This window comes from Williamsia sp. z34, assembly GCF_059553395.1.
The window spans coordinates 269,757-289,346 of sequence record NZ_JCANWW010000001.1; the positions used below are offsets into that span (position 1 = coordinate 269,757).

Sequence of the window (19,590 nt, forward strand, 5' to 3'; positions counted from 1 at the left end):
CGTGTGTGAGCACCCCACGCGCCTCGACCCACGCAGACGTAGATCAGGCCGTGCGCTTGCGCGCCCACAGCTGCCACCCGGCGGTCACGATCAGGGCGCCGACCAGCGATCCGATGATGCCGCTGAGGTGAAACTGGATCCCGTGGCCCGTGACCAGGCTGATCAGCAATCCGCCGACGAATGATCCGACCAGGCCGGCGATGATCGCCAGGGTCCAGTCGATGCCCCCGGATGGCCTACCGAGGATGAGCTGGGCTCCGGCGCCGATGAGCATGCCGAACAGGATGATTCCGATGAGAAGCATGTGCGGAGTATATGCAGTGCAGTGACGCAGATCTCACAATCGGCGTGCTTTGGTCCCTCGCATCCGGGTGGCACCCGACGCCCGTCTCAGCCCAGTTCGGCCGGTCGTTCCCCGTTGTCGAGGCGGGTGACGAGTTTCTTCGGGGCGATCATCCGATAACTGGCGTCGAGTAGTTCGGCCACCTCGGTCCAATTGGGCTTCTTCGACAGGTCGAGACCGAGCCATCCGTACGGACCCACATAGGCCGGATAGAAGAACCGGGGATCTTGTTCCAGCGCGTCACGTTCGGATTCGTCGGCCTTGAAGAGGATCGACGCATCGAACCTCGGCCCGCCTTTGACGCTTCCGCCGTACATGCCGAACATCTTTCCGCCCCGAAATGTGGGCCGGCCGTGGGCGACGACCTCGGTGGCGTCGGGAAACGCCAGGGCGACAGTGCGCAGCCGATTCAGAACCGGATCGTCGTCGGAGAACATGATCGGGTGCGGCATGGCGTCCAGCTTAGGACGGACGGATGTTCGGCTTTCGGGTTTCGGTTCGCCCGTGGTCGGATGGTGGAAACCATCACAGAGGAACCCTCGGTCGCAGTAGAGTAATCCTCATGCCGGATCTTCGCGGTACCGATGCACGCAGCCGTCTGCTGAAATCGGCGCGCAGGCGCTTTGCGGCCGATGGGGCGCTGCGTCCCTCTCTCGATGAGGTGCGACGGGAGGCCGAGGTCAGTGTCGGGGCGCTCTACCACCACTTTCCCGACAAGCAGGCGCTGGCGGCGGCGGTCTTCGCGCAGCTGATCGGCGAGTACCAAACCGGTTTCGTGCGGGTGCTCGTGATGGAACCCACCGCGGAGAGCGGGATCCGGGCCGGGGTGAGATATCACCTGCGGTGGGTCGTGGAGAACCGGACCGAAGCCGCGTTGCTGCTCGGTGATCGGCTCGAGAGCAAGGAATTGCACGACTCGAATCGGGAGTTCTTCCGGTCCGTCGGGGATTGGTGGCGTCCGCATCACGCGTATGGCCTCCTGCGTCCGATGGAGCCCGGGATCACGGCGGCCCTCTGGCTGGGGCCCGCGCAGGAATACAGCAGGCAATGGATTTCGGGCCGGGACCCGTCGATTGCCGACACCACCATCGAGACGTTCGCGTCGGCGGCATGGGCGGCGCTGCGGGAGGAGTGAAACGGTCATGGGTGCAAGTGATTCGCTGTACCGGAGGATTCTCGCCGAGGGCGACGACCCGGAGGCGCCGGTACGTGTTCAAGTCGAACGTCGCGACGACCGGGCAGTGGTCACACTCGACGAGCCCGATCGGCTCAATGTGTTGTCGGCCCCGTTGGTGCGTCAACTGCGCCGTGCCCTGACAGCTCTCGTCGACGATGTCGATGTGCGCACGGTGGTGCTGACCGGCGCCGACCCCGGGTTCAGCGCGGGCGGTGACCTCGAGATGATGAAGACCGCCGTCGACCATCTCGATGCTCCCGAGGGCGTCACCGACATCTGGCGATGGATTCGGCGTGAGTTCGGCGGCATCGCCCGGACCATCGCGGGGTCGGACACGATCTTCATCGCAGCGATCAACGGTCCGGCTGCCGGTGTCGGCCTGGCCTGGGCGCTCACCTGCGACATCGTGCTCGCCAGCGATCGTGCCGTCCTGGTGCCCGCGTTCGGACGGCTCGGCCTGATCCCGGAAGTCGGTACGAGCTGGGCGCTGACCCATCGACTCGGGTACCAGGGTGCCCTGGCGTTCCAGCTGCGCGGTGAGCACCTCGATGCCGAAGCAGCGCGAGCGCTCGGGTTGGTGCAGGAGGTGGTGGAACATGACCGACTCCTGGACTCGGCCGACGAATGGTGTTCCCGCGTAGCCCATCTACCGCCGCACATGGTCGCGATGACCAAGTCGTTGCTCCGCTCCTCGGCCGACGCCGGATGGAACGCATCGCTGACCAACGAGGAGTTCGCCGAGCCGAGTTGTTTCTCGACCGCCGCGTTCGCGGACAATGTCGCGAACATGCTCGGACGGTGAGCAGTCGCTTTTGGTTGAGCACCTGGACCTCTTTCGGACCAGGGACCACAGGTCGCAACGGAGCGTCGGTGGTCTGCACTATCTTTTGATGGTGACCGAAAGTGCAGATATCGAAGAGCCGACGCCCGCGGACCCCACCCCCTCGGAGGCGCGCGAGCAGTGGTCGCAACTGGCCGAAGAGGTACGTGAGCACCAGTTTCGCTACTACGTCAAAGATGCCCCGATCATCACCGACGGTGAGTTCGACGCCCTCCTCCACAAACTGCAGCACCTGGAGGAGCAGTACCCGGAGCTGGCGGTGGCCGACTCGCCGACCAAGCTCGTCGGTGGTGGATTCGCGACCGAGTTCAAGGCGGTCGACCACCTCGAACGGATGATGTCGCTCGACAACGTCTTCGATGCCGAGGAGATGCGCGCCTGGGTCGGACGCGTCGAGGCCGATGCCGGCATGGGTCTGGAGTACCTCTGCGAGCTGAAGATCGACGGTGTGGCGCTGAGCCTGGTCTACGAAAAGGGCGTGCTGGTGCGCGGCACCACCCGTGGCGACGGGCGGACCGGTGAGGACGTCACCCTGAACGCGAAAACCATCAACGACGTCCCGCATCGCCTGACCGAATCAGAAAAATACCCGATCCCGGACCTGCTCGAGGTCCGCGGCGAGGTGTTCTTCCGGGTGAAGGACTTCGAAGCCCTCAACGCGTCGCTGGTGGAGGCAGGCAAGGCTCCGTTCGCCAATCCACGGAACTCGGCGGCGGGTTCGCTCCGCCAGAAGAATCCGCAGATCACCGCACGCCGTCGGCTGGGCATGATCTGCCACGGGCTCGGCCGGGTCGAGGGAGCCACATTCAAGACCCTCCACGACGCGTATCTGGCGCTGGGCGAGTGGGGCCTGCCGGTGTCGAAACACACCACGAAACTTGTTGGCGCCGACGCGATCCTGGAGAAGATCGACTATTGGGGCGTGCATCGCCACGACGTCGAACACGAGATCGACGGCATCGTGGTCAAGGTCGACGACTTCGGATTGCAGCGTCGTCTCGGCTCCACCTCCCGCGCGCCGCGCTGGGCCATCGCCTACAAGTACCCGCCGGAAGAGGCGACCACCAAGCTGCTCGACATCCTGGTGAACGTCGGCCGGACGGGCCGGGTCACGCCGTTCGCGTCGATGACACCGGTACTGGTGGCCGGGTCGACCGTGGCGATGGCGACGCTGCACAACGCGTCCGAGGTCAAGCGCAAGGGTGTGCTGATCGGCGACACGGTGACCATCCGGAAGGCCGGGGACGTGATCCCCGAGGTCCTCGGGCCGGTGGTCGATCTGCGTGATGGCACCGAGCGTGAGTTCGTGATGCCCACCCATTGCCCCGAATGCGGGACCGAACTGGCACCGCAGAAAGAGGGCGACGCCGACATCCGGTGTCCGAACAGCCGCTCGTGCCCGGCGCAGTTGCGGGAGCGGCTGTTCCACCTCGCCGGTCGGGGAGCCTTCGACATCGAGGCACTGGGCTACGAGGCGGCCACTGCGCTGCTGAGCTCCGGTGTCTTGGAGAACGAAGGCGATCTGTTCGGCCTCACTGCCGACGACCTGCTCGAGACCGACCTGTTCACCACCAAGGGTGGGGCGTTGTCGGCCAACGGCAAGCGGCTGCTGGCGAACCTCGACGCGGCCAAGAAGGTCCCGTTGTGGCGGGTGTTGGTGGCGCTGTCGATCAGGCATGTGGGACCGAGTGCGGCACGTGCACTGGCCACCGAGTTCGGCACCCTCGAAGCGATCCAGGCGGCCTCGGTCGAGCAACTCGCCGGCGTCGAAGGTATGGGAAACACATTGGCGCAGAGCGTCGTCGACTGGTTTGCCGTCGACTGGCATCGGGAGATCGTCGACAAGTGGCGGTCCGCGGGTGTCCAGATGGAGGACGAGCGCGACGAGTCGATCCCACGCAATCTCGAGGGTCTGAGCATCGTGGTCACCGGCTCACTGCAGGACTTCTCCCGCGACGGCGCCAAAGAAGCGATCCTGGTCCGCGGCGGCAAGGCCTCGGGATCGGTGTCGAAGAAGACCGCGTTCGTGGTGATCGGCGACGCACCCGGCACGAAAGCGGCCAAGGCCGAACAACTCGGTGTCCCGATCCTCGACGAGGACGGATTCAAGAAACTGCTGACCGAAGGCCCGCCTGCGGCCGACGACACCGACACCGACACCGGCGCCGCCGGTGCCGACGAGGTCGGGACAGCCGACTCCGACTAGACGGCAAAACGCCCGCGCATCACCCATCTCGGGTGATGCGCGCGGCGCCGACGGCACCGATGCTGGTGGCCGGGCGCGTTGTGCGCGCGGTGGCATACCGACCGATTCGGGGGTTCGACATCGATATCCGCGGCTCGGTGTGTGATCGGCGACTGGCCGGCGCGTGGTGTCGGGGTGCGCGGTCATGAGCGATCACCAGGAGACCATCCATTCGGCGGTTCCGCTGGTCCTCGTCGGTTCGGTGTTCGTCTATTCGATCGTCTCGGCACGACTGGATCGGGCGCGGATCAGTGCGCCGATGGTGTTCGTGGCGATCGGGGTACTGATCGGGGCCTCGGGTCTCGGTCTCGTCCGGGTCGATCCGGGTGGCCATTGGTTGTTGACGGTCGCCGAGTTGACCCTTGCCCTGCTGCTGTTCTCGGACGCCTCCCACTTGCGGTTGCGCGATGTGGAAGGTGATTCGGGGCCGCCGACCCGGTTGTTGCTGATCGGGTTGCCGCTCACCCTGCTGGCCGGCACCCTGCTCGCATTCTGGATGTTCCCCGATCGCGGCTGGGTGGTGGCCGCCCTGATCGCCGCGCTGCTCGCGCCGACCGACGCCGCACTCGGTGCCGTGGTGGTCAGTGACACCCGGATCCCCGCCCGGATCCGCCGGATGCTGAACGTGGAAAGCGGACTGAACGACGGCATGGCCACGCCGGTGGTGATGGTCCTGATCACGGTGGTCGCCTCGGAGGCGGGCAAGCTCGGTTCACTCAACTGGGTCGTCGAGGCGGCCTGGGCGATGTCGGTGGCCGTGGTCGTCGCGGTTGTCGCCGGCGGGGGTGGTGGCCGAGTGCTGCGGTGGTGTCGCGGCCGGGGGTGGACCTCACCGTTGTCGGAGCAGGTGGCCGTCCTGACGATTGCGCTGCTCTGTTACCTGGCCGCCACGGAGATCGACGGCAACGGGTTCGTCGCGGCGTTCCTGGGCGGGATGTTCTTCGGGTTCGCGGTGCCGCCGTCACTGCGGGTGCGGTCCGAGTTCACCGAGACGATGGGTTTGCTCGCGTCCTACGTGGTGTGGGTGGCGTTCGGCGCCACCATGGTCGGCAGGGCCTTGGAGCACGCCACCGTGCGCACCGTGGTGGTGGCGGTCGGTGCGCTGACGGTGGCCCGGATGGTCCCGGTGGCCCTGGCGTTGGCCGGTGGCCGGTGGGGCCGGCAGACGATTCTGTTCGTCGGATGGTTCGGACCGCGGGGGCTGGCGACGGTGATCTTCGTGATGATCGCGGCGCAGGAACTGGGGACGACCGCGGTCTCCGATCATCTCGTCGAAGTCGCCTCGCTGACGGTGGTGCTGTCCATCCTCGCGCACGGACTCAGTGCATTCCCGTTGTCGGGGCGATACGGGCGCTGGGCGGCGTCCCTGCCCGACGACGCACCGGAACGGGTGGCAGTGACCTCGGTGTCGACTCGACGGGTGATGTTGCACCTCGCCCCGCACAATGCCCACCGCGGTTCACCCTCGGACCAACCGTGACGAACGGGTCGGCTGGGTCGGATTCACGACATGAATATTGTCATTTACTCGACATAAAGCATCTCAAATGTTGCCATGGAGGCGCGATGAAATAACAAAGACATTTCAGGATGGTGAAGCTCATGACATCTGCCCGGAGAGGATTCGTGGTTCTGGCCGCGACTCTCACCGCGTTTACTGCACTTCTGGCGTCTACGGCAATTGCACCGCCGGCCGCCGAGGCCGAACCCGGAGCCTCGTCCGATGCATTCCTCGCGGCTGATCCGATCGGCCGGTACATCGTGGTCCTCGGTGCGCGCATGGAACCGCGCGGGGCCCCGCCGCCGATCTTGCAGGAACGTCTTGACCGGGCGGCGGCGCTCGCTCGCACGCACCCGTTCAACCGGATCATCGTCACCGGCGGGAACACCTGGAGCCTGCCGATATCGGAGGCCACCTTCATGCATCTTCAGCTCGTCGAACGCGGAGTTGCGCCCTGGCAGGTCATCGACGAACACACCGCCATGAGTACCAACGAGAACGCGATCCGAGTTGTCGCGATGCTCAGAGGCCTCGGCGCCACCGGCGCGGTCATCGTGACCAACGGCTTTCATATGCCTCGCGCCATGCGAGCGTTCAGAACGCAAGTGGCAGAGCAGAATGCAAATATCTCGATCGAGCCCGCGTACGCGTGATGGGCGTCAGCTCTGCGAGAGCACCGTGGTGACGATCTTCGCCAGGTAGCCGATTCGCGCGATTTCGGACGGCCGGAAGTCCGGGCCGCCCGGTCGTCCGAGCAGCAGTGCCTTGCCGGGCGTGCCGATCGGGGCGGCGGCGAGCCGGATGTCCATGTCCCGCCACGACTGTGGGACCCAGGGGGCTTCCGGATTGAGTTCGGCGGTCTCGGCGATGGGCAGCCAGCCGGCATCGGTGAGCTGGGTTTCGGGAGCGCTGGAGCTGCCGAACAACTGGATCGCACCACCGCCACCGCCTGCGGTGATGATGGTCGCCCAGTCGACTCGGAGCACGCGGGGCGCGGAATCGACCAATACCTGCAGGCGGTCCCGGCCCGCCCCGGCGATGTCGTTGACCAATTCGAGTTCGCGATGTGTCTCGAGCAAGCCGGTATACGGCCGGATCGAGTCGACGCGAACCCCGTCGACCTTCTCCGCTGCGGTGATCAGGGTATCGGGCAGCGCACCGCGGGGGACCTCGACAACGATGTCGTCGACCGCGTAACCCTCGCCGCGCTCGACGACGTCGAGGGAGAGGATGTCGGCGCCGACCGAGCCGAGTGACACGGCCAGCAGACCGAGTGAGCCGGGACGATCTTGCAGGTAGACGCGCAGCAGATAGGACACGCCGGTCATTGTCCCATCGCAGTTGGTCCGGCGCTGTTCAGGCGGCCGACATGTGAGGTCGGTCGCCGCCCACCATCGACTTGAACCCGGCGCCGATGTTCGATCCGAGATGGCGCGAACGAACGGTCAACCCGAAACACTCGCCGATGGTGTTGGCGATCCGGTACCCCGGAATATCGTTAGAGGTGACAATGATCATGTGATGAACCTAACCGATATTGGTGCAGCAGACGAGATTTGAGAGTTCAGGCGCCGGCGGCGGGAGGGTGAGAGGACGTCCGTGCTGATCGTCGGTATGTGCCGACTACTCTGGCCAGAGGGTTCGGCGCACAGTTTCGTGGCCGACCCACCGACAAGAAAGGGTGCATCTGCGTGTCTGCCATCTCGCGTGATGAAGTAGCGCATCTGGCCCGGCTGTCCCGGCTGGCGCTGACCGACGACGAACTCGACCACTACGCTGGTCAGCTCGATTCGATCCTGTCGCACGTCGCGAACATCTCCGAGGTCGCCGCTGCCGACGTTCCCGGCACCGCGCATCCCGCGGACCTGGCCAATGTGCTGCGTCCGGATGTCGTCGTGCCCGGGCTCACCCCCGCGCAAGCCCTCTCCGGTGCGCCCGCAGTGGAGCAGCAGCGGTTTGCCGTCCCCCAGATCCTCGGAGAAGAGCAGTGAGCGCCCCCACCAGAGAGTCCGGTGTGATCACCGGACAGTCCGCTGCCGACCTCGCCGCGAAGATCCACGCCGGTGAGCTGTCCGCGGTCGAGGTCACCCAGGCCCATCTCGACCGGATCGAGGCGGTCGACGGTGAGCTCAATGCCTTCCTCCACGTCGGTGCCGAGCAGGCGCTGGCGACCGCGGCCGAGGTCGACAAGGCCGTCGCCGCGGGTCAGGCCCCGGCCTCCCCGCTGGCCGGTGTTCCGGTGGCGCTCAAGGACGTGTTCACCACGACCGACGCTCCGACGACCTGCGGTTCGAAGATGCTCGAAGGTTGGGTCCCGCCGTACGACGCCACCGTCACCGCCAAGTTGCGCGCGGCCGGTATCCCGATCCTGGGCAAGACCAACATGGACGAGTTCGCGATGGGCTCGTCCACGGAGAACTCTGCCTACGGTGTGACCCGGAATCCGTGGGACACCACCAAGATCCCCGGCGGTTCCGGTGGTGGCAGTGCCGCTGCGCTCGCATCGTTCCAGGCTCCGCTCGCCATCGGTACCGACACCGGTGGTTCGGTGCGGCAGCCGGCTTCGGTCACCGGCACCGTCGGCGTCAAACCGACATACGGCACGGTGTCGCGGTACGGGCTGGTCGCCTGCGCCTCCTCGCTCGATCAGGGCGGGCCCTGCGCCCGAACGGTTCTCGACACCGCACTGCTGCACCAGGTGATCGCCGGACACGACCCGCGTGACTCGACGTCGATCAACAAACCCATCGCCGACATGGTTGCCGCTGCCAAAGCCGGTGCCGCCGAAGATCTTTCGGGTGTGCGGATCGGTATCGTCACCGAACTCCAGGGTGACGGCTACCAGGCCGGTGTGCTCGAATCGTTCAACGCCGCGGTGACAACGCTGAAGGAGCGCGGCGCCGAGATCGTCGAGGTCTCCTGCCCGCACTTCAGCTATGCGCTGGGCGCGTACTACCTGATCCTGCCGTCGGAGGTGTCGAGCAACCTCGCTCGCTTCGACGCGATGCGTTACGGATTGCGGGTCGGCGACGACGGCTCCCACAGTGCCGACCAGGTGATGGCGATGACCCGCGACGCCGGATTCGGCGCAGAGGTCAAGCGCCGCATCATGATCGGCACCTACGCCCTGTCGTCGGGGTACTACGACGCGTACTACGGTCAGGCACAAAAGGTTCGGACCCTCATCGCCCGGGACTTCGCCAAGGCCTATGAATCGGTCGATGTACTGATCTCGCCGACCACCCCGACCACCGCGTTCGCGATCGGTGAGAAGGTCGACGATCCGCTGGCGATGTACCTGTTCGACCTGTGCACCCTGCCGGTCAACCTGGCGGGCAACTGCGCGATGTCGGTGCCGTCGGGCCTGTCGGCGGACGACGGACTACCCGTCGGTCTACAGATCATGGCGCCGTCGATGGCCGACGAACGTCTCTACCGTGTCGGTGCCGCCTACGAAGCCGCCCGAGGCCCCATCGTCTAACCCGATAATGTGCCCTTTTGGCGAACAAAACCCCAGGTGGGCGCCGCCAGAAGGGCACATCATCGGTGGCACGCAGGCGCTGGTAGGCCCTGTTCGGTGCCGTATTGGTGGCCGTAGCCGGCCGGGAACGACAGGGCTCCGATGAGGTCGGCGCTGGTCTGGATGAAACTTGCGACCGGGATCCATGGTGCCCGGGGCATGTCCGAGGCCAGGTGGGGCGGAAGCCGCGGTGGTTCCCAGAGCAGTCGCGGCGACCATCGGATGACGGGATCAGAACTGTTGCCCAGCACCGTGGTGTCGGGTGCGGTCACCGTCGTCGACCCTTCCGGCGCGCCGGCGAGAACCGTGTGGCAGATCGTGTCGGATGCGGTGTCGAGGAGTCGGCGCCGGGCGGCGTCGGCACCGATCGCGCCCAGGCTCTGACCGTAGAGGTAGATCGCCGGACGCTCATGGGCCGGAGATCGCTCGACGGATCGAACCACCGCCTCGGTCAGTGCCATCGCACTGTCCCGGGCCGGTTGTGGCGACGAGGCGAACGCCTGCCACGACGGAATATTGCTGTACTGCAACGCAATCAGGCCGACATCGCCGCCGAACCGGCTCTCGAATCCGCTGATCGCATCGGGGTCCACCCATCCTGAACCGGTGGGTATCGCAATCACCACCGCCTGCCGCCGCAAACCGCCGGACGCCTGCCAGCGCCGCACCGTCTCGGTCGCTCGAATCCCCACATCACGGTCGTCCAGCTCGCCATAGATCCGCAGCGACGAGGAGGTGGACTTCGCGCTGATGAATTCGTCCGCCCGGCTCTGGGTGGGACCGGCGGCGCCCGCGGGTGAGGGCATCACCGGCAGTATCGCCGCCGCGGCCAGTGCTGCAACGATCGCCCGCGTCCGGGGCCGGGCGTAACAGATGGCCGCAACCAGCGCCGACGGACCCAGGGTGCCGAGCATCCACCAGAGGTCGATCGGTGCCATGTCCAGGTGTTCACGTAACCCGTTCTGCCACCAGAGCATCTGGACGAACAATCCGGCGGCCAGGGCCGCGCAGATCCACCCGGTGCGAAACCTGGTCCGAACGTTGCCCGCCCACCGCAGTCCGGCGGCCCGGCCGATCAACGCCCCCAGTGTGCCGAAGCCGGCCAGGACCAGTCCGGCAACCAGCGCGCCGTGGGGCAGCGACGCCGGCGCAAGAGCCGGCGCGGCACCCATCATGGCTCCGATGCTGGTCAGCGGACGTGGCCAGGTAGGCGACTTCAGGTGCGGGGTCCTCATCGCAACCCCACCAACGCGGCGAGTGATTGGCCGCCGCGTACAACGGAGGTCAGCACGATGGATGACATCGGTTCCTTGCTCACGGGTGCGCCGGCATGCTGGCGCCAGGTGTTGAACGCCAAGCCGATTCGCGCCAGGTCTGCAGCCCAGTGGCAGGTCGGGTTGCTGCAGGAGTGGTGCATCGACTCGATCAGCATGCGGTCCAACGACGTTCGCGCCCAGGGGCCCAACGGCTGACCGTGGCGCTGCGCGTATCGCAGTAGGTCGTAGCCGAAATCGTGTGTCTTGCAGAGGTCCCCGAACTGCTCGGGCAGGGGGATGGGCGACGAGCATGCCCCGTCGGGGTTGCTGGGCAGGCCATCGGTCAGCTGCGGGTGATAGCCGAGCAGCGCCCGGAAATCGTCGGGCAGCACCTGCATCGCCTGCTGGGGGTCGGGCCCGGTGAGGGCGGCGACAACGCGTCCGGCGGCGCTGTCGCGTTCGGACATCTCGGTTGCCGGCATACCCGCCGGGGCGGAGGTGGCACCGGCTGCGGCGGGCCACATACCCACCGCGACCACTGTGCTGATCACCATGCCGGACAGGAAGATTCGACTTACGGCGGCTCGCATGGCATCAAGGTAGGAACCGCAGGCACCGGGGCACATCGGTCGACCGGGGTGTATGTGGCACATGTGTTCGGGTGAGTTGGACTGCGGACCCCGCCACTGCAGGGCTGCCCCGATCTCACTCTCAGGTATGAGGACCGACGAGGGTCCGGGCACTAGCGTTGGAGTGGTGAAACTGTGGACAGTGGCCACCGACTACGTCGCCGACGAGGTCAAGAAACTACCGATCACCGTGGATCCCGCGGTGGCGCGGTTCCTTGGGCACCGGATCAACATCTTTCTGACGCTCGTGGCCCTGATCATGTATTCGATCGCCTGGCCCACGCTGCCGCAAACCCACGACGTCACACCCGCAGTGATGCCGATCGTGGCGGCATTTGCCGCATTCCCGATCATGCTCGGATGGTTCAATCCGACGCTCGGCTGGGCGATTTCTGTGGTGTCGGCACAGCTCATCGGACTGACGATGGATACGGTCAGCGGCTGGAATCACACGATTCAGGTGGTACATCTGATCGAGATCTTGGTGCTGACCGTGCTGGCGTACCTGCGGGCTCCGTTGCGGTTGCTGCCGATCTTCTGGGGTGTGTCGTCATTTGTCATGTATCAGGCCACCCCATCGGAAGCCCGGGCCGGCTGGGTGGTCGGCCTCACTATCGCGGCCATCATCTGCGTCCTGATCCGGATCATCGTCCGATCGCGGGTTGCGTTGGCGCGGCAGACGGTGCTGAAGGACACCGAGAAGTCCAAGAATGCCGTGCTCTCCGAACGGACACGCATCGCCCGCGACCTCCACGACGTTGTCGCACACCGGATGTCGGTGGTGGTGGTGCAGGCACAGACTGCGAAGTATCGGGTGGACGGAGTCGGGGAGGAGGCAGCCGCCGAATTCGACGCCATCGCCGATGTCGCGCGCGAAGCCCTCGACGAGGTACGGATGATGTTGGGAGTGCTTCGGCTGGAAGATGATTCGCCGGGCGCCGAGGCATGTGCGCGCAATCCGAACCCCGGACTGGAACAGATCGACGGGATCGTCGCGGCCACCCGCGGTGCCGGCGTCGATGTCACCTATCAGCCGTTGTCGACCGGTGAGCAGGTCGGGGACACCTGCGCGCTGGTTGCGTACCGCATCGTTCAGGAATCACTGGCCAACACCACCAGATACGCCGTCGGCGCCCGGGTGACCGTCGAATTGTCGGTGGTCGACGACGATCTGAACATCACCGTCGCCAACACGGCGTCCACGGGAGCGCCGATCAACCTGGAGTCGTCCGGCGGGCTGGGGATTCCCGGGATGATCGAACGGGCAAAGGCGGTCGGTGGGGTGTTGTCGGCAGCGCCGCAGCCCGGTGGTGGGTTCGTGGTCCGTGCTGCTCTGCCGCTCCGAGCGGTCACTGCGCCGGAACTTCCCCGGTCGGACAACTCCTGAAAGTAGGGTTGGCCGGGTGTCCATCACGGTGTTCATCGCAGACGATCAAGCAATGGTGCGTCAGGGTTTTGGTGCGCTGCTGGCTGCGCAGCCCGACATCTCGGTGGTGGGGGACGCCCCTGACGGCCGGGCCGCGGTGACAGGTGTCCGGGCATTGCATCCCGACGTGGTGTTGATGGATGTCCGCATGCCGATCCTGGACGGGCTGGCCGCGGCCGAAGAACTACTCACCGGGCCACTACGGGTGCCGAGCAAGATTCTGATGCTCACCACCTTCGACATCGACGACTACGTGTATCAGGCGTTGCGGATAGGGGCTTCGGGTTTCATGCTCAAGGACGCCCCGGCCGAGGAGCTGGTGCGCGCGGTGCGGGTGGTTGCTGCCGGTGAGGCATTGCTCGCGCCGTCTGTGACGCGTCGTCTGATCGCGGAGGTGACCAGTCGACATCGGCCGCGCAGAGCCGAACCGGGGGCGTTGGCGGCCCTGACACCCCGCGAACGGGAGGTGCTCGAGCAGGTGGCCGAGGGCAAGTCGAATGCCGAGATCGCCGGAGCGCTGTTCGTCGCCGAACAGACCGTCAAGACCCACGTCAGCAATGTGCTCTCGAAGCTGCATCTGCGTGACCGGGCGCAGGCGGTCGTCTACGCCTTCGAGAACGGGGTGCGCTGACCTCGATCGATGGACGAGGTGACCCGTACCTCAGCCAGACTCGACGATCGGTTGCACAATTGAGGGTGGCGGGCATGCGCCCACCGAGATGGCGCGGGAACGACGACTGCCAGACGAGGAGCGGGACATCTGATGCGCATTGGAGTGCTTACCGGCGGCGGCGACTGCCCGGGATTGAACGCGGTCATCCGTGCGGTGGTCCGCACCAGCGAGGTCCGATACGGTTCGGCGGTTGTCGGGTTTCTCGACGGCTGGCGTGGACTACTCGAAGACCGGCGGATCCACCTCGCCGCCGACGACCGCAACGATCGTCTGCTGGCCAAGGGCGGCACCATGCTCGGCACCGCCCGTACCCACCCCGACAAGTTGCGCGCCGGACTCGATCAGATTCGGCAGACGTTGGACGACAACGGGATCGACGTCCTCATTCCCATCGGCGGCGAGGGCACACTGACCGCCGCGAGCTGGCTCTCCGACGAAGGTGTGCCGGTGGTGGGTGTCCCGAAGACCATCGACAACGACATCAATTGCACCGACGTCACATTCGGTTTCGACACCGCGCTGACCGTGGCCACCGACGCCATCGACCGTCTGCACAGCACGGCCGAATCGCACCAGCGGGTGATGCTCGTCGAGGTGATGGGCCGGCATGCCGGATGGATCGCGCTGCATTCCGGAATCGCCTCGGGTGCGCACATGATCCTCATCCCCGAACAGCCCTTTGACGTCGAAGAGGTCTGCCGCCTGGTGAAACGCCGGTTCCAACGCGGTGACTCGCACTTCATCTGCGTGGTCGCCGAAGGTGCCAAACCCCGAGAAGGGGGCTCATTCTCGATGATCAAGGGCGGGACCGACGAGTTCGGTCACGAACGCTTCACCGGCGTCGCGCAGCAGTTGGCCGTCGAGATCGAACGCCGGATCAGCAAAGAGGTCCGGACCACGGTCCTGGGCCACGTGCAGCGCGGCGGCAAACCGACCCCCTTCGATCGGGTCCTCGCGACGCGGTTCGGGGTCAACGCCTCCGACGCCGCGCACAACGGCGACACCGGACAGATGGTGAGCCTGCAGGGCCAGAACATCGGACTCGTACCGCTCGGCGACGCGGTCAAAGAACTCAAACTCGTCCCCCAGAACCGCTACGAGGACGCCGCAGCCTTCTTCGGCTGACCCTCCCTGCGCCACCCCGATGATGTGCCCTTTTGGCGGTGCTGACCTGGGCTTTTGCTCGCTAAAAGGGCACATCATCGGGGGTGGGCGGGGGCGTTCAGAGGCGGGGTTCGAAAAGACGGGCGGTGGCGTTGAAACGGACTGTGGGGGAGTCGAATTCGGTCGCGATCGTGCCGTCTTCGACCAGTTGATCGGCAGTCGCGGCCACCAGGTTTCCGTCGCGGCGGGCGAGCCAGACCGGCCCGACGATCCGCAGGGCGACCTCGACGTCGTGCGTTGACATCACCACCACGATGCCGGTCTCGGCGGCCAGTTTCCGTAGCACCAAGAGCAATTCGGTGCGGGCGGCGACATCGAGAAAGGAACTCGGCTCGTCGAGGATGAGTAGTTGCGGTTCCTGGGCCAGCGCGCGGGCGATCAGCACCCGCTGGCGTTGCCCGTCGGACAGTTCGCCGATTCGGCGGTCGGCAAACGCCGCGGCACCCATCCGGGCGAGCGCTTCGTCGACGATGGATGCGGCCGGTGATGATCGGCCCGGAATCCACGAGTGGTACGGCGTGCGCCCGAGGTCGACGAGTGCCCGGGCGGTCAGCAGGCCGCTGTCGTCGACGCGGTCGGTGAGCACCACCGCAACCTCGCGGGCCCGGGATGCCGGGCTCATCGTCAGCAGTTGGTGGTCGCCGAGTGTGGCCGTGCCGCCCAGAACCGGCTGCAGTCCGGCGAGGGTCCGCAGCAGCGTCGACTTACCGGTGCCGTTGGCGCCGATCACCGCGGTCACCACACCGGGTTCGGCGGTGATGTCGGCGGCCTGCAGGATCTGTTTGTCCTCGCCGCCGAACCGGTGTCTGCGATAGCCGACCCGCAGCTTCGTCAATTCGAGCGACGTCATCGCGTTGCCCCCGATCGCAGTGATCGGACCAGCACCAGGACCACGATCGGTGCGCCGAAGAATGCGGTCAGCACGTTGATCGGCAGGATGCCGTCGCGGCCCGGCATGGTGGTCAGCGCGGCGCAGATCAGGGCGATGACGATGCCCACCAGTGCGGCGACCGGTAGGACCACCCGGTGGTCGGACTTGCCGAGCGCGATCCGCGCGACGTGAGGCGCCGCGATACCGATGAAGGCGATCGGCCCGCAGTAGGCGGTGACCGACCCCGCCAGCAGCGCGGTGGCGACCACTGCGCCCACCCGGGTCAGGTTCATCCGGATGCCCATGGTCCGCGCGTAGGACTCGCCGAGCAGCAGCGCATTGAGCGCCGGGATCATGGCGATCGTCACGACGGCGCCGACGGCCACGACCGGGGCCAGGATCTGCAGGTCTTCCCACAACACACCGGAGAATGATCCGAGCCCCCACATCACGAACTCGCGAATGTCGCCGGGGCTGGCGTAGGCGAGCATGAACGACACGATCGAACTCACCACAGAACCCAGCATGACGCCGGTGATCAGCAGCCACGATGACGACGTGATCCATTGGGAGAGAATCACAACCACACCCATCACGGCGGCGGCGCCGAGTGCGGCGGCGACCGTCACCGAGGTCTGATGGTCGTCGGCGACGGTGAGGAACGCGCCACCGGCCCCGAGCGTCACCACCGCGACACCGAAACTCGCACCGGCCGAGACGCCCAGAATGTACGGCTCGGCAAGGGGATTGGCGAAGATTGCCTGCATCAGTAGACCGGCCAGGGCCATCGCCAGACCGGCCAGGATCGCGGTCACGATCCGTGGCATCCGGAACTCGTGCAACAGCGTCGTGTACTCGGCGGCGCCGGCGTCCCCGGTGAACAGATACTGAAAACAGTTGCCGATCGGGATGATCGTCGACCCGATCGACATCGCCGCGATCAACGCGGCAACCACCGCCAGCACCAGGCCGGCGATGGTCCAGGAGGTCCGGCTCAACTCAGCTGCTTGTAGAACGTGAAGGTGTGGTCGGGCGCCAGCTCCGGGTGTGCGATCGCGATCAGGTCGGCGAGTGTGAGATCCGGCCGGATGGCGCCGAGTTCGAAGTAGTTGTTGGCGCCGGCGTCGTTGACCTGTGCGGACGCCGACCACGCGTTGCCCTCGCGGTACGCGGCGAACTGCGCGATCCGCGGATCGGTGGCGATGGCGTCGGCCAGTGTCGCGGTGCTCTCACTGCTCAGGGCCAGCGGCGCGGTGCCGGCGCGCGAGTACACGGTGTCGATGTCTTCGGAGATGCTGCCGGTGGAGGGATTGTCGGCCCAGGCGTAGGTGATCCCGGCCGCCTTCATCAGCGTCGCTCCGTAGCTACCGCCGCCGGGGATGTACCAGGTGCCCTGATAGGGCAGACCGAGCACGGCGTCCACCGGAGCCACGCCCTCGACCTTTGCCTTGATGTCGTTGTAGCTGTCGGCGACCCGATCGAAGAAGTCGTTGGCCGCTTCTTCGGTATTGGTCAGTGCCGCAAACAGTTTGATCCACTCCGCGCGGCCCAGCGGATCGACCTCGAGCCAGTCGCTGTTGATCATCACCGGTACTCCGGCCTTTTCGATCTGTTCCAGCGAACGGTCGGTCGGATAGTCGGTGATCAGCAGTTGCGGCTTGGCAGTGACCACCATTTCGGGATCGATCTCACCGGTCGGTGCGTATTGCGGAAGTGAGGCAACAGCTTTGTTCTCGGCCTCGCCGTAGACATAGTCGCTGCTGGCGAAACCGGTCACCACGTCGAGTCGGTCGAGCTCGGCCAGCGCGGCGAGCTGTGTGGTCGATCCGAGGAACAGTTCGGTCGCCGGCGCGTCGACGACGGTGGCGCCGGTGAGGTCTCCGGTCAGTTCCGGGGTGGGCGCGCCGCACTTGGCGAACACGAACGTGTCCTGCTGCCCCGGGTTGGTCCCGTTGACCCTCGCGACGACGTAGGAGTTGCGGTAGTCCAGGTCGAAGTTGTCGGCGTAGTCGATCGACAACTTCTCCGGGTAGTAGTCGGTATCGGCGTCGAAGTCGACGATGCAATCGCGCTCGGCCCCGGCCTGTTCATCATCGCCACCACCGTCCGAGCAGGCGGTGAGCAGTGTCGCGACGAGGGCGGCGACACCGACAAGAGCCAGCGGCCCCCTGCGGTTACCTGCGCTGCGCGCAGACGATGAGGCGGATCGAAATGGTGATGGCACAGGCACGGCGTCTCCTCTGCGGGATATCGCGTCCCGCTCTCGATGGATATCTACCGTGCTGCGGTGTTCTGACTCATCACCTCTTCGGTGATCTCACAGTGGCGCGACCGTCCCGGATTGAAACCGGATTTCCCACTCGCACGGCGAACCGACTATAACCTGCAGGTTCGAGCCGGTTTAAACTACGTGTCATGACTGCTGTGACCACCGAACTGCTCGACTACGACGACGTCATCGCCGACTTCGACCCGGTGATGGGTATGGAGGTGCACGTCGAGCTGGGTACCGAGACCAAGATGTTCTGTGGCTGCCCCACAGCCTTCGGTGCCGAACCCAATACGCAGGTGTGCCCGGTGTGCATCGGTCTGCCGGGTGCACTGCCGGTCGTCAACGAAAAGGCCATCGAATCGGCCATCCGGATCGGCCTGGCGCTCAACTGCTCCATCCGGCCCTCGAGCACCTTCGCCCGGAAGAACTACTTCTACCCGGATCAGCCGAAGAACTACCAGATCTCGCAGTACGACGACCCGATCGCCTATGACGGCTACCTCGACGTCGTGCTCGACGACGGCACCACCTGGCGGGTCGAGATCGAGCGCGCCCACATGGAGGAAGACACCGGCAAGTCGCTGCACGTCGGCGGCACCGGACGCATCTCCGGCGCCAGCCACTCGCTGCTCGACTACAACCGGGCGGGCGTGCCGCTGATCGAGGTCGTGTCCAAGACCATCGAAGGTGCCGGTGCCCGGGCACCCGAGGTGGCCCGCGCCTATGTCACCGCCCTGCGTGATCTGCTCAAGTCGCTGGATGTCTCGGACGTCCGGATGGACCAGGGCTCGATGCGCTGCGACGCCAACCTCTCGCTGATGCCCAAGGGTGCCACCGAGTTCGGAACTCGCACCGAGACCAAGAACGTCAACTCGCTCAAGAGCGTCGAGGTGGCGGTGCGCTACGAGATGCGCCGTCAGGCCGCGCTGCTCAAGGCCGGCGTGGAGATCATCCAGGAGACCCGGCACTTCCAGGAAGGCGACGGGACGACGTCGGCCGGTCGCCGCAAGGAGACCGCCGAGGACTACCGCTACTTCCCGGAACCGGATCTGCCTCCGGTGCAACCGGATTCCGCCTGGATCGAGGAGATCCGGGCCACTTTGCCGGAGCTTCCGTGGTTGCGCCGGGCGCGGATCCAGGAAGAGTGGGGTGTCTCCGACGCGGTGATGCGTGACCTCGTCAATGTCGGTGCCGTGGACCTGATCATCGCGACCGTCGACGCCGGAGCGCCGGTCGACGCAGCCCGCAGCTGGTGGGTGTCGTTCCTGGCGCAGCAGGCCAACTCCCGTGGCACCGACCTGGCAGATCTGTCGATCAGCCCGGCGCAGGTCGCCACGATCATCAAGCTCGTCGAGGATGGCAAGCTGACCAACAAACTGGCCCAGCAGGTGATGACGGCGGTTCTCGAAGGTGAAGGTGAGCCCGAACAGATCGTCGCCGATCGTGGCCTCGAGGTCGTCCGGGACGATTCGGCGTTGCAGAAGGCGGTCGACGAGGCACTGGCCAACAACCCCGACATCGCCGACAAGATCCGCAGCGGCAAGGTCGCGGCGGCCGGAAAGATCGTCGGCGACGTGATGAAGGCCACCCGTGGCCAGGCCGACGCCGGCCGGGTCAAAGAACTGGTGCTCGCCGCCTGCCAGTAGATCTCTGACGGTCCAAGCGAGAACGG

The 19,590-nt window shown here is 66.0% G+C and carries 19 protein-coding genes and 1 pseudogene; 11 read left to right on the forward strand and 9 right to left on the reverse strand.

Going from position 1 to position 19,590, the window contains the following annotated elements:
- Nucleotides 1-43: 43 nt before the first annotated feature.
- Both AC51GT_RS01280 and AC51GT_RS01285 read right to left on the reverse strand, forming a co-directional pair.
- A complete protein-coding gene (locus AC51GT_RS01280) occupies nt 44-304 on the reverse strand; it encodes a GlsB/YeaQ/YmgE family stress response membrane protein (RefSeq protein WP_496327610.1) in 261 nt (86 codons plus the stop codon).
- Nucleotides 305-390: 86 nt separating this feature from the next.
- Complete coding sequence (locus AC51GT_RS01285) at nt 391-795, reverse strand: MmcQ/YjbR family DNA-binding protein (protein WP_496327611.1); 405 nt, start codon at nt 793-795, stop codon at nt 391-393.
- A 110-nt stretch (nt 796-905) separates the two neighbouring features.
- Between AC51GT_RS01285 and AC51GT_RS01290 the strand changes: the two genes are divergently transcribed.
- From AC51GT_RS01290 to AC51GT_RS01310, 5 genes are all read left to right on the forward strand, one after another.
- Nucleotides 906-1,478, forward strand: coding sequence for a TetR/AcrR family transcriptional regulator (locus tag AC51GT_RS01290; RefSeq protein ID WP_496323585.1), 573 nt, complete (start codon nt 906-908; stop codon nt 1,476-1,478).
- Between the two features lie 7 nt (nt 1,479-1,485).
- A complete protein-coding gene (locus AC51GT_RS01295) occupies nt 1,486-2,322 on the forward strand; it encodes an enoyl-CoA hydratase/isomerase family protein (RefSeq protein ID WP_496327612.1) in 837 nt (278 codons plus the stop codon).
- A gap of 88 nt (nt 2,323-2,410) precedes the next feature.
- On the forward strand, nt 2,411-4,567 hold the full coding sequence (gene ligA / locus AC51GT_RS01300; protein ID WP_496327613.1) for an NAD-dependent DNA ligase LigA: 2,157 nt from the start codon (nt 2,411-2,413) through the stop codon (nt 4,565-4,567).
- 184 nt (nt 4,568-4,751) lie between these two features.
- Nucleotides 4,752-6,086, forward strand: coding sequence for a cation:proton antiporter (locus AC51GT_RS01305; protein WP_496323588.1), 1,335 nt, complete (start codon nt 4,752-4,754; stop codon nt 6,084-6,086).
- 122 nt (nt 6,087-6,208) lie between these two features.
- Nucleotides 6,209-6,760, forward strand: coding sequence for a YdcF family protein (locus AC51GT_RS01310; RefSeq protein WP_496323589.1), 552 nt, complete (start codon nt 6,209-6,211; stop codon nt 6,758-6,760).
- A 6-nt stretch (nt 6,761-6,766) separates the two neighbouring features.
- Here the strand turns inward: AC51GT_RS01310 and AC51GT_RS01315 are convergent, their stop codons facing one another.
- Both AC51GT_RS01315 and AC51GT_RS01320 read right to left on the reverse strand, forming a co-directional pair.
- Nucleotides 6,767-7,435 (reverse strand): ACT domain-containing protein, encoded by a 669-nt coding sequence (locus AC51GT_RS01315; RefSeq protein ID WP_496323590.1) that lies wholly within the window; start codon nt 7,433-7,435, stop codon nt 6,767-6,769.
- Between the two features lie 52 nt (nt 7,436-7,487).
- A pseudogene (locus AC51GT_RS01320) lies at nt 7,488-7,625 on the reverse strand (heavy metal-binding domain-containing protein); the annotation flags it as partial.
- A 173-nt stretch (nt 7,626-7,798) separates the two neighbouring features.
- Between AC51GT_RS01320 and gatC the strand changes: the two are divergent.
- Nucleotides 7,799-8,098, forward strand: coding sequence for an Asp-tRNA(Asn)/Glu-tRNA(Gln) amidotransferase subunit GatC (gatC, locus tag AC51GT_RS01325; RefSeq protein ID WP_496323591.1), 300 nt, complete (start codon nt 7,799-7,801; stop codon nt 8,096-8,098).
- Nucleotides 8,095-9,588, forward strand: coding sequence for an Asp-tRNA(Asn)/Glu-tRNA(Gln) amidotransferase subunit GatA (gatA, locus tag AC51GT_RS01330; RefSeq protein WP_496323592.1), 1,494 nt, complete (start codon nt 8,095-8,097; stop codon nt 9,586-9,588). Before gatC ends, gatA begins: the two co-directional genes overlap by 4 nt.
- Nucleotides 9,589-9,647: 59 nt before the next feature.
- Here the strand turns inward: gatA and AC51GT_RS01335 are convergent, their stop codons facing one another.
- Nucleotides 9,648-10,862, reverse strand: a complete 1,215-nt coding sequence (locus AC51GT_RS01335; protein ID WP_496327614.1) for an alpha/beta-hydrolase family protein — start codon at nt 10,860-10,862, stop codon at nt 9,648-9,650.
- Nucleotides 10,859-11,473 carry a hypothetical protein gene (locus AC51GT_RS01340; protein ID WP_496327615.1) on the reverse strand — a complete coding sequence of 205 codons (615 nt, stop codon included), beginning with the start codon at nt 11,471-11,473 and terminating at the stop codon, nt 10,859-10,861. The genes AC51GT_RS01335 and AC51GT_RS01340 overlap by 4 nt, the downstream gene beginning before the upstream one ends.
- 166 nt (nt 11,474-11,639) lie before the next feature.
- Between AC51GT_RS01340 and AC51GT_RS01345 the strand changes: the two genes are divergently transcribed.
- The 3 genes from AC51GT_RS01345 (at nt 11,640) to AC51GT_RS01355 (ending at nt 14,736) form a co-directional block, all read left to right on the forward strand.
- Nucleotides 11,640-12,899 (forward strand): sensor histidine kinase, encoded by a 1,260-nt coding sequence (locus tag AC51GT_RS01345; protein ID WP_496327616.1) that lies wholly within the window; start codon nt 11,640-11,642, stop codon nt 12,897-12,899.
- Between the two features lie 16 nt (nt 12,900-12,915).
- Entirely contained in the window at nt 12,916-13,569 is a 654-nt protein-coding gene (locus AC51GT_RS01350; RefSeq protein ID WP_496323596.1) for a LuxR C-terminal-related transcriptional regulator, read from the forward strand.
- 132 nt (nt 13,570-13,701) lie between these two features.
- Entirely contained in the window at nt 13,702-14,736 is a 1,035-nt protein-coding gene (locus AC51GT_RS01355) for an ATP-dependent 6-phosphofructokinase (protein ID WP_496323597.1), read from the forward strand.
- A gap of 97 nt (nt 14,737-14,833) precedes the next feature.
- Here AC51GT_RS01355 and AC51GT_RS01360 read toward each other — a convergent pair whose 3' ends face one another.
- Genes AC51GT_RS01360 through AC51GT_RS01370 form a run of 3 tightly spaced genes read right to left on the reverse strand, consistent with a single transcriptional unit; the run spans nt 14,834 to nt 17,876 of the window.
- Nucleotides 14,834-15,625, reverse strand: a complete 792-nt coding sequence (locus tag AC51GT_RS01360; RefSeq protein ID WP_496327617.1) for an ABC transporter ATP-binding protein — start codon at nt 15,623-15,625, stop codon at nt 14,834-14,836.
- Nucleotides 15,622-16,644, reverse strand: coding sequence for a FecCD family ABC transporter permease (locus AC51GT_RS01365; protein ID WP_496327618.1), 1,023 nt, complete (start codon nt 16,642-16,644; stop codon nt 15,622-15,624). The genes AC51GT_RS01360 and AC51GT_RS01365 overlap by 4 nt, the downstream gene beginning before the upstream one ends.
- Nucleotides 16,641-17,876 carry an ABC transporter substrate-binding protein gene (locus AC51GT_RS01370; protein ID WP_496327619.1) on the reverse strand — a complete coding sequence of 412 codons (1,236 nt, stop codon included), beginning with the start codon at nt 17,874-17,876 and terminating at the stop codon, nt 16,641-16,643. Before AC51GT_RS01370 ends, AC51GT_RS01365 begins: the two co-directional genes overlap by 4 nt.
- Nucleotides 17,877-18,061: 185 nt before the next feature.
- Here AC51GT_RS01370 and gatB point away from each other — a divergent pair, with 185 nt between their 5' ends.
- On the forward strand, nt 18,062-19,564 hold the full coding sequence (gatB, locus tag AC51GT_RS01375; protein WP_496323601.1) for an Asp-tRNA(Asn)/Glu-tRNA(Gln) amidotransferase subunit GatB: 1,503 nt from the start codon (nt 18,062-18,064) through the stop codon (nt 19,562-19,564).
- Nucleotides 19,565-19,590: the final 26 nt, after the last annotated feature.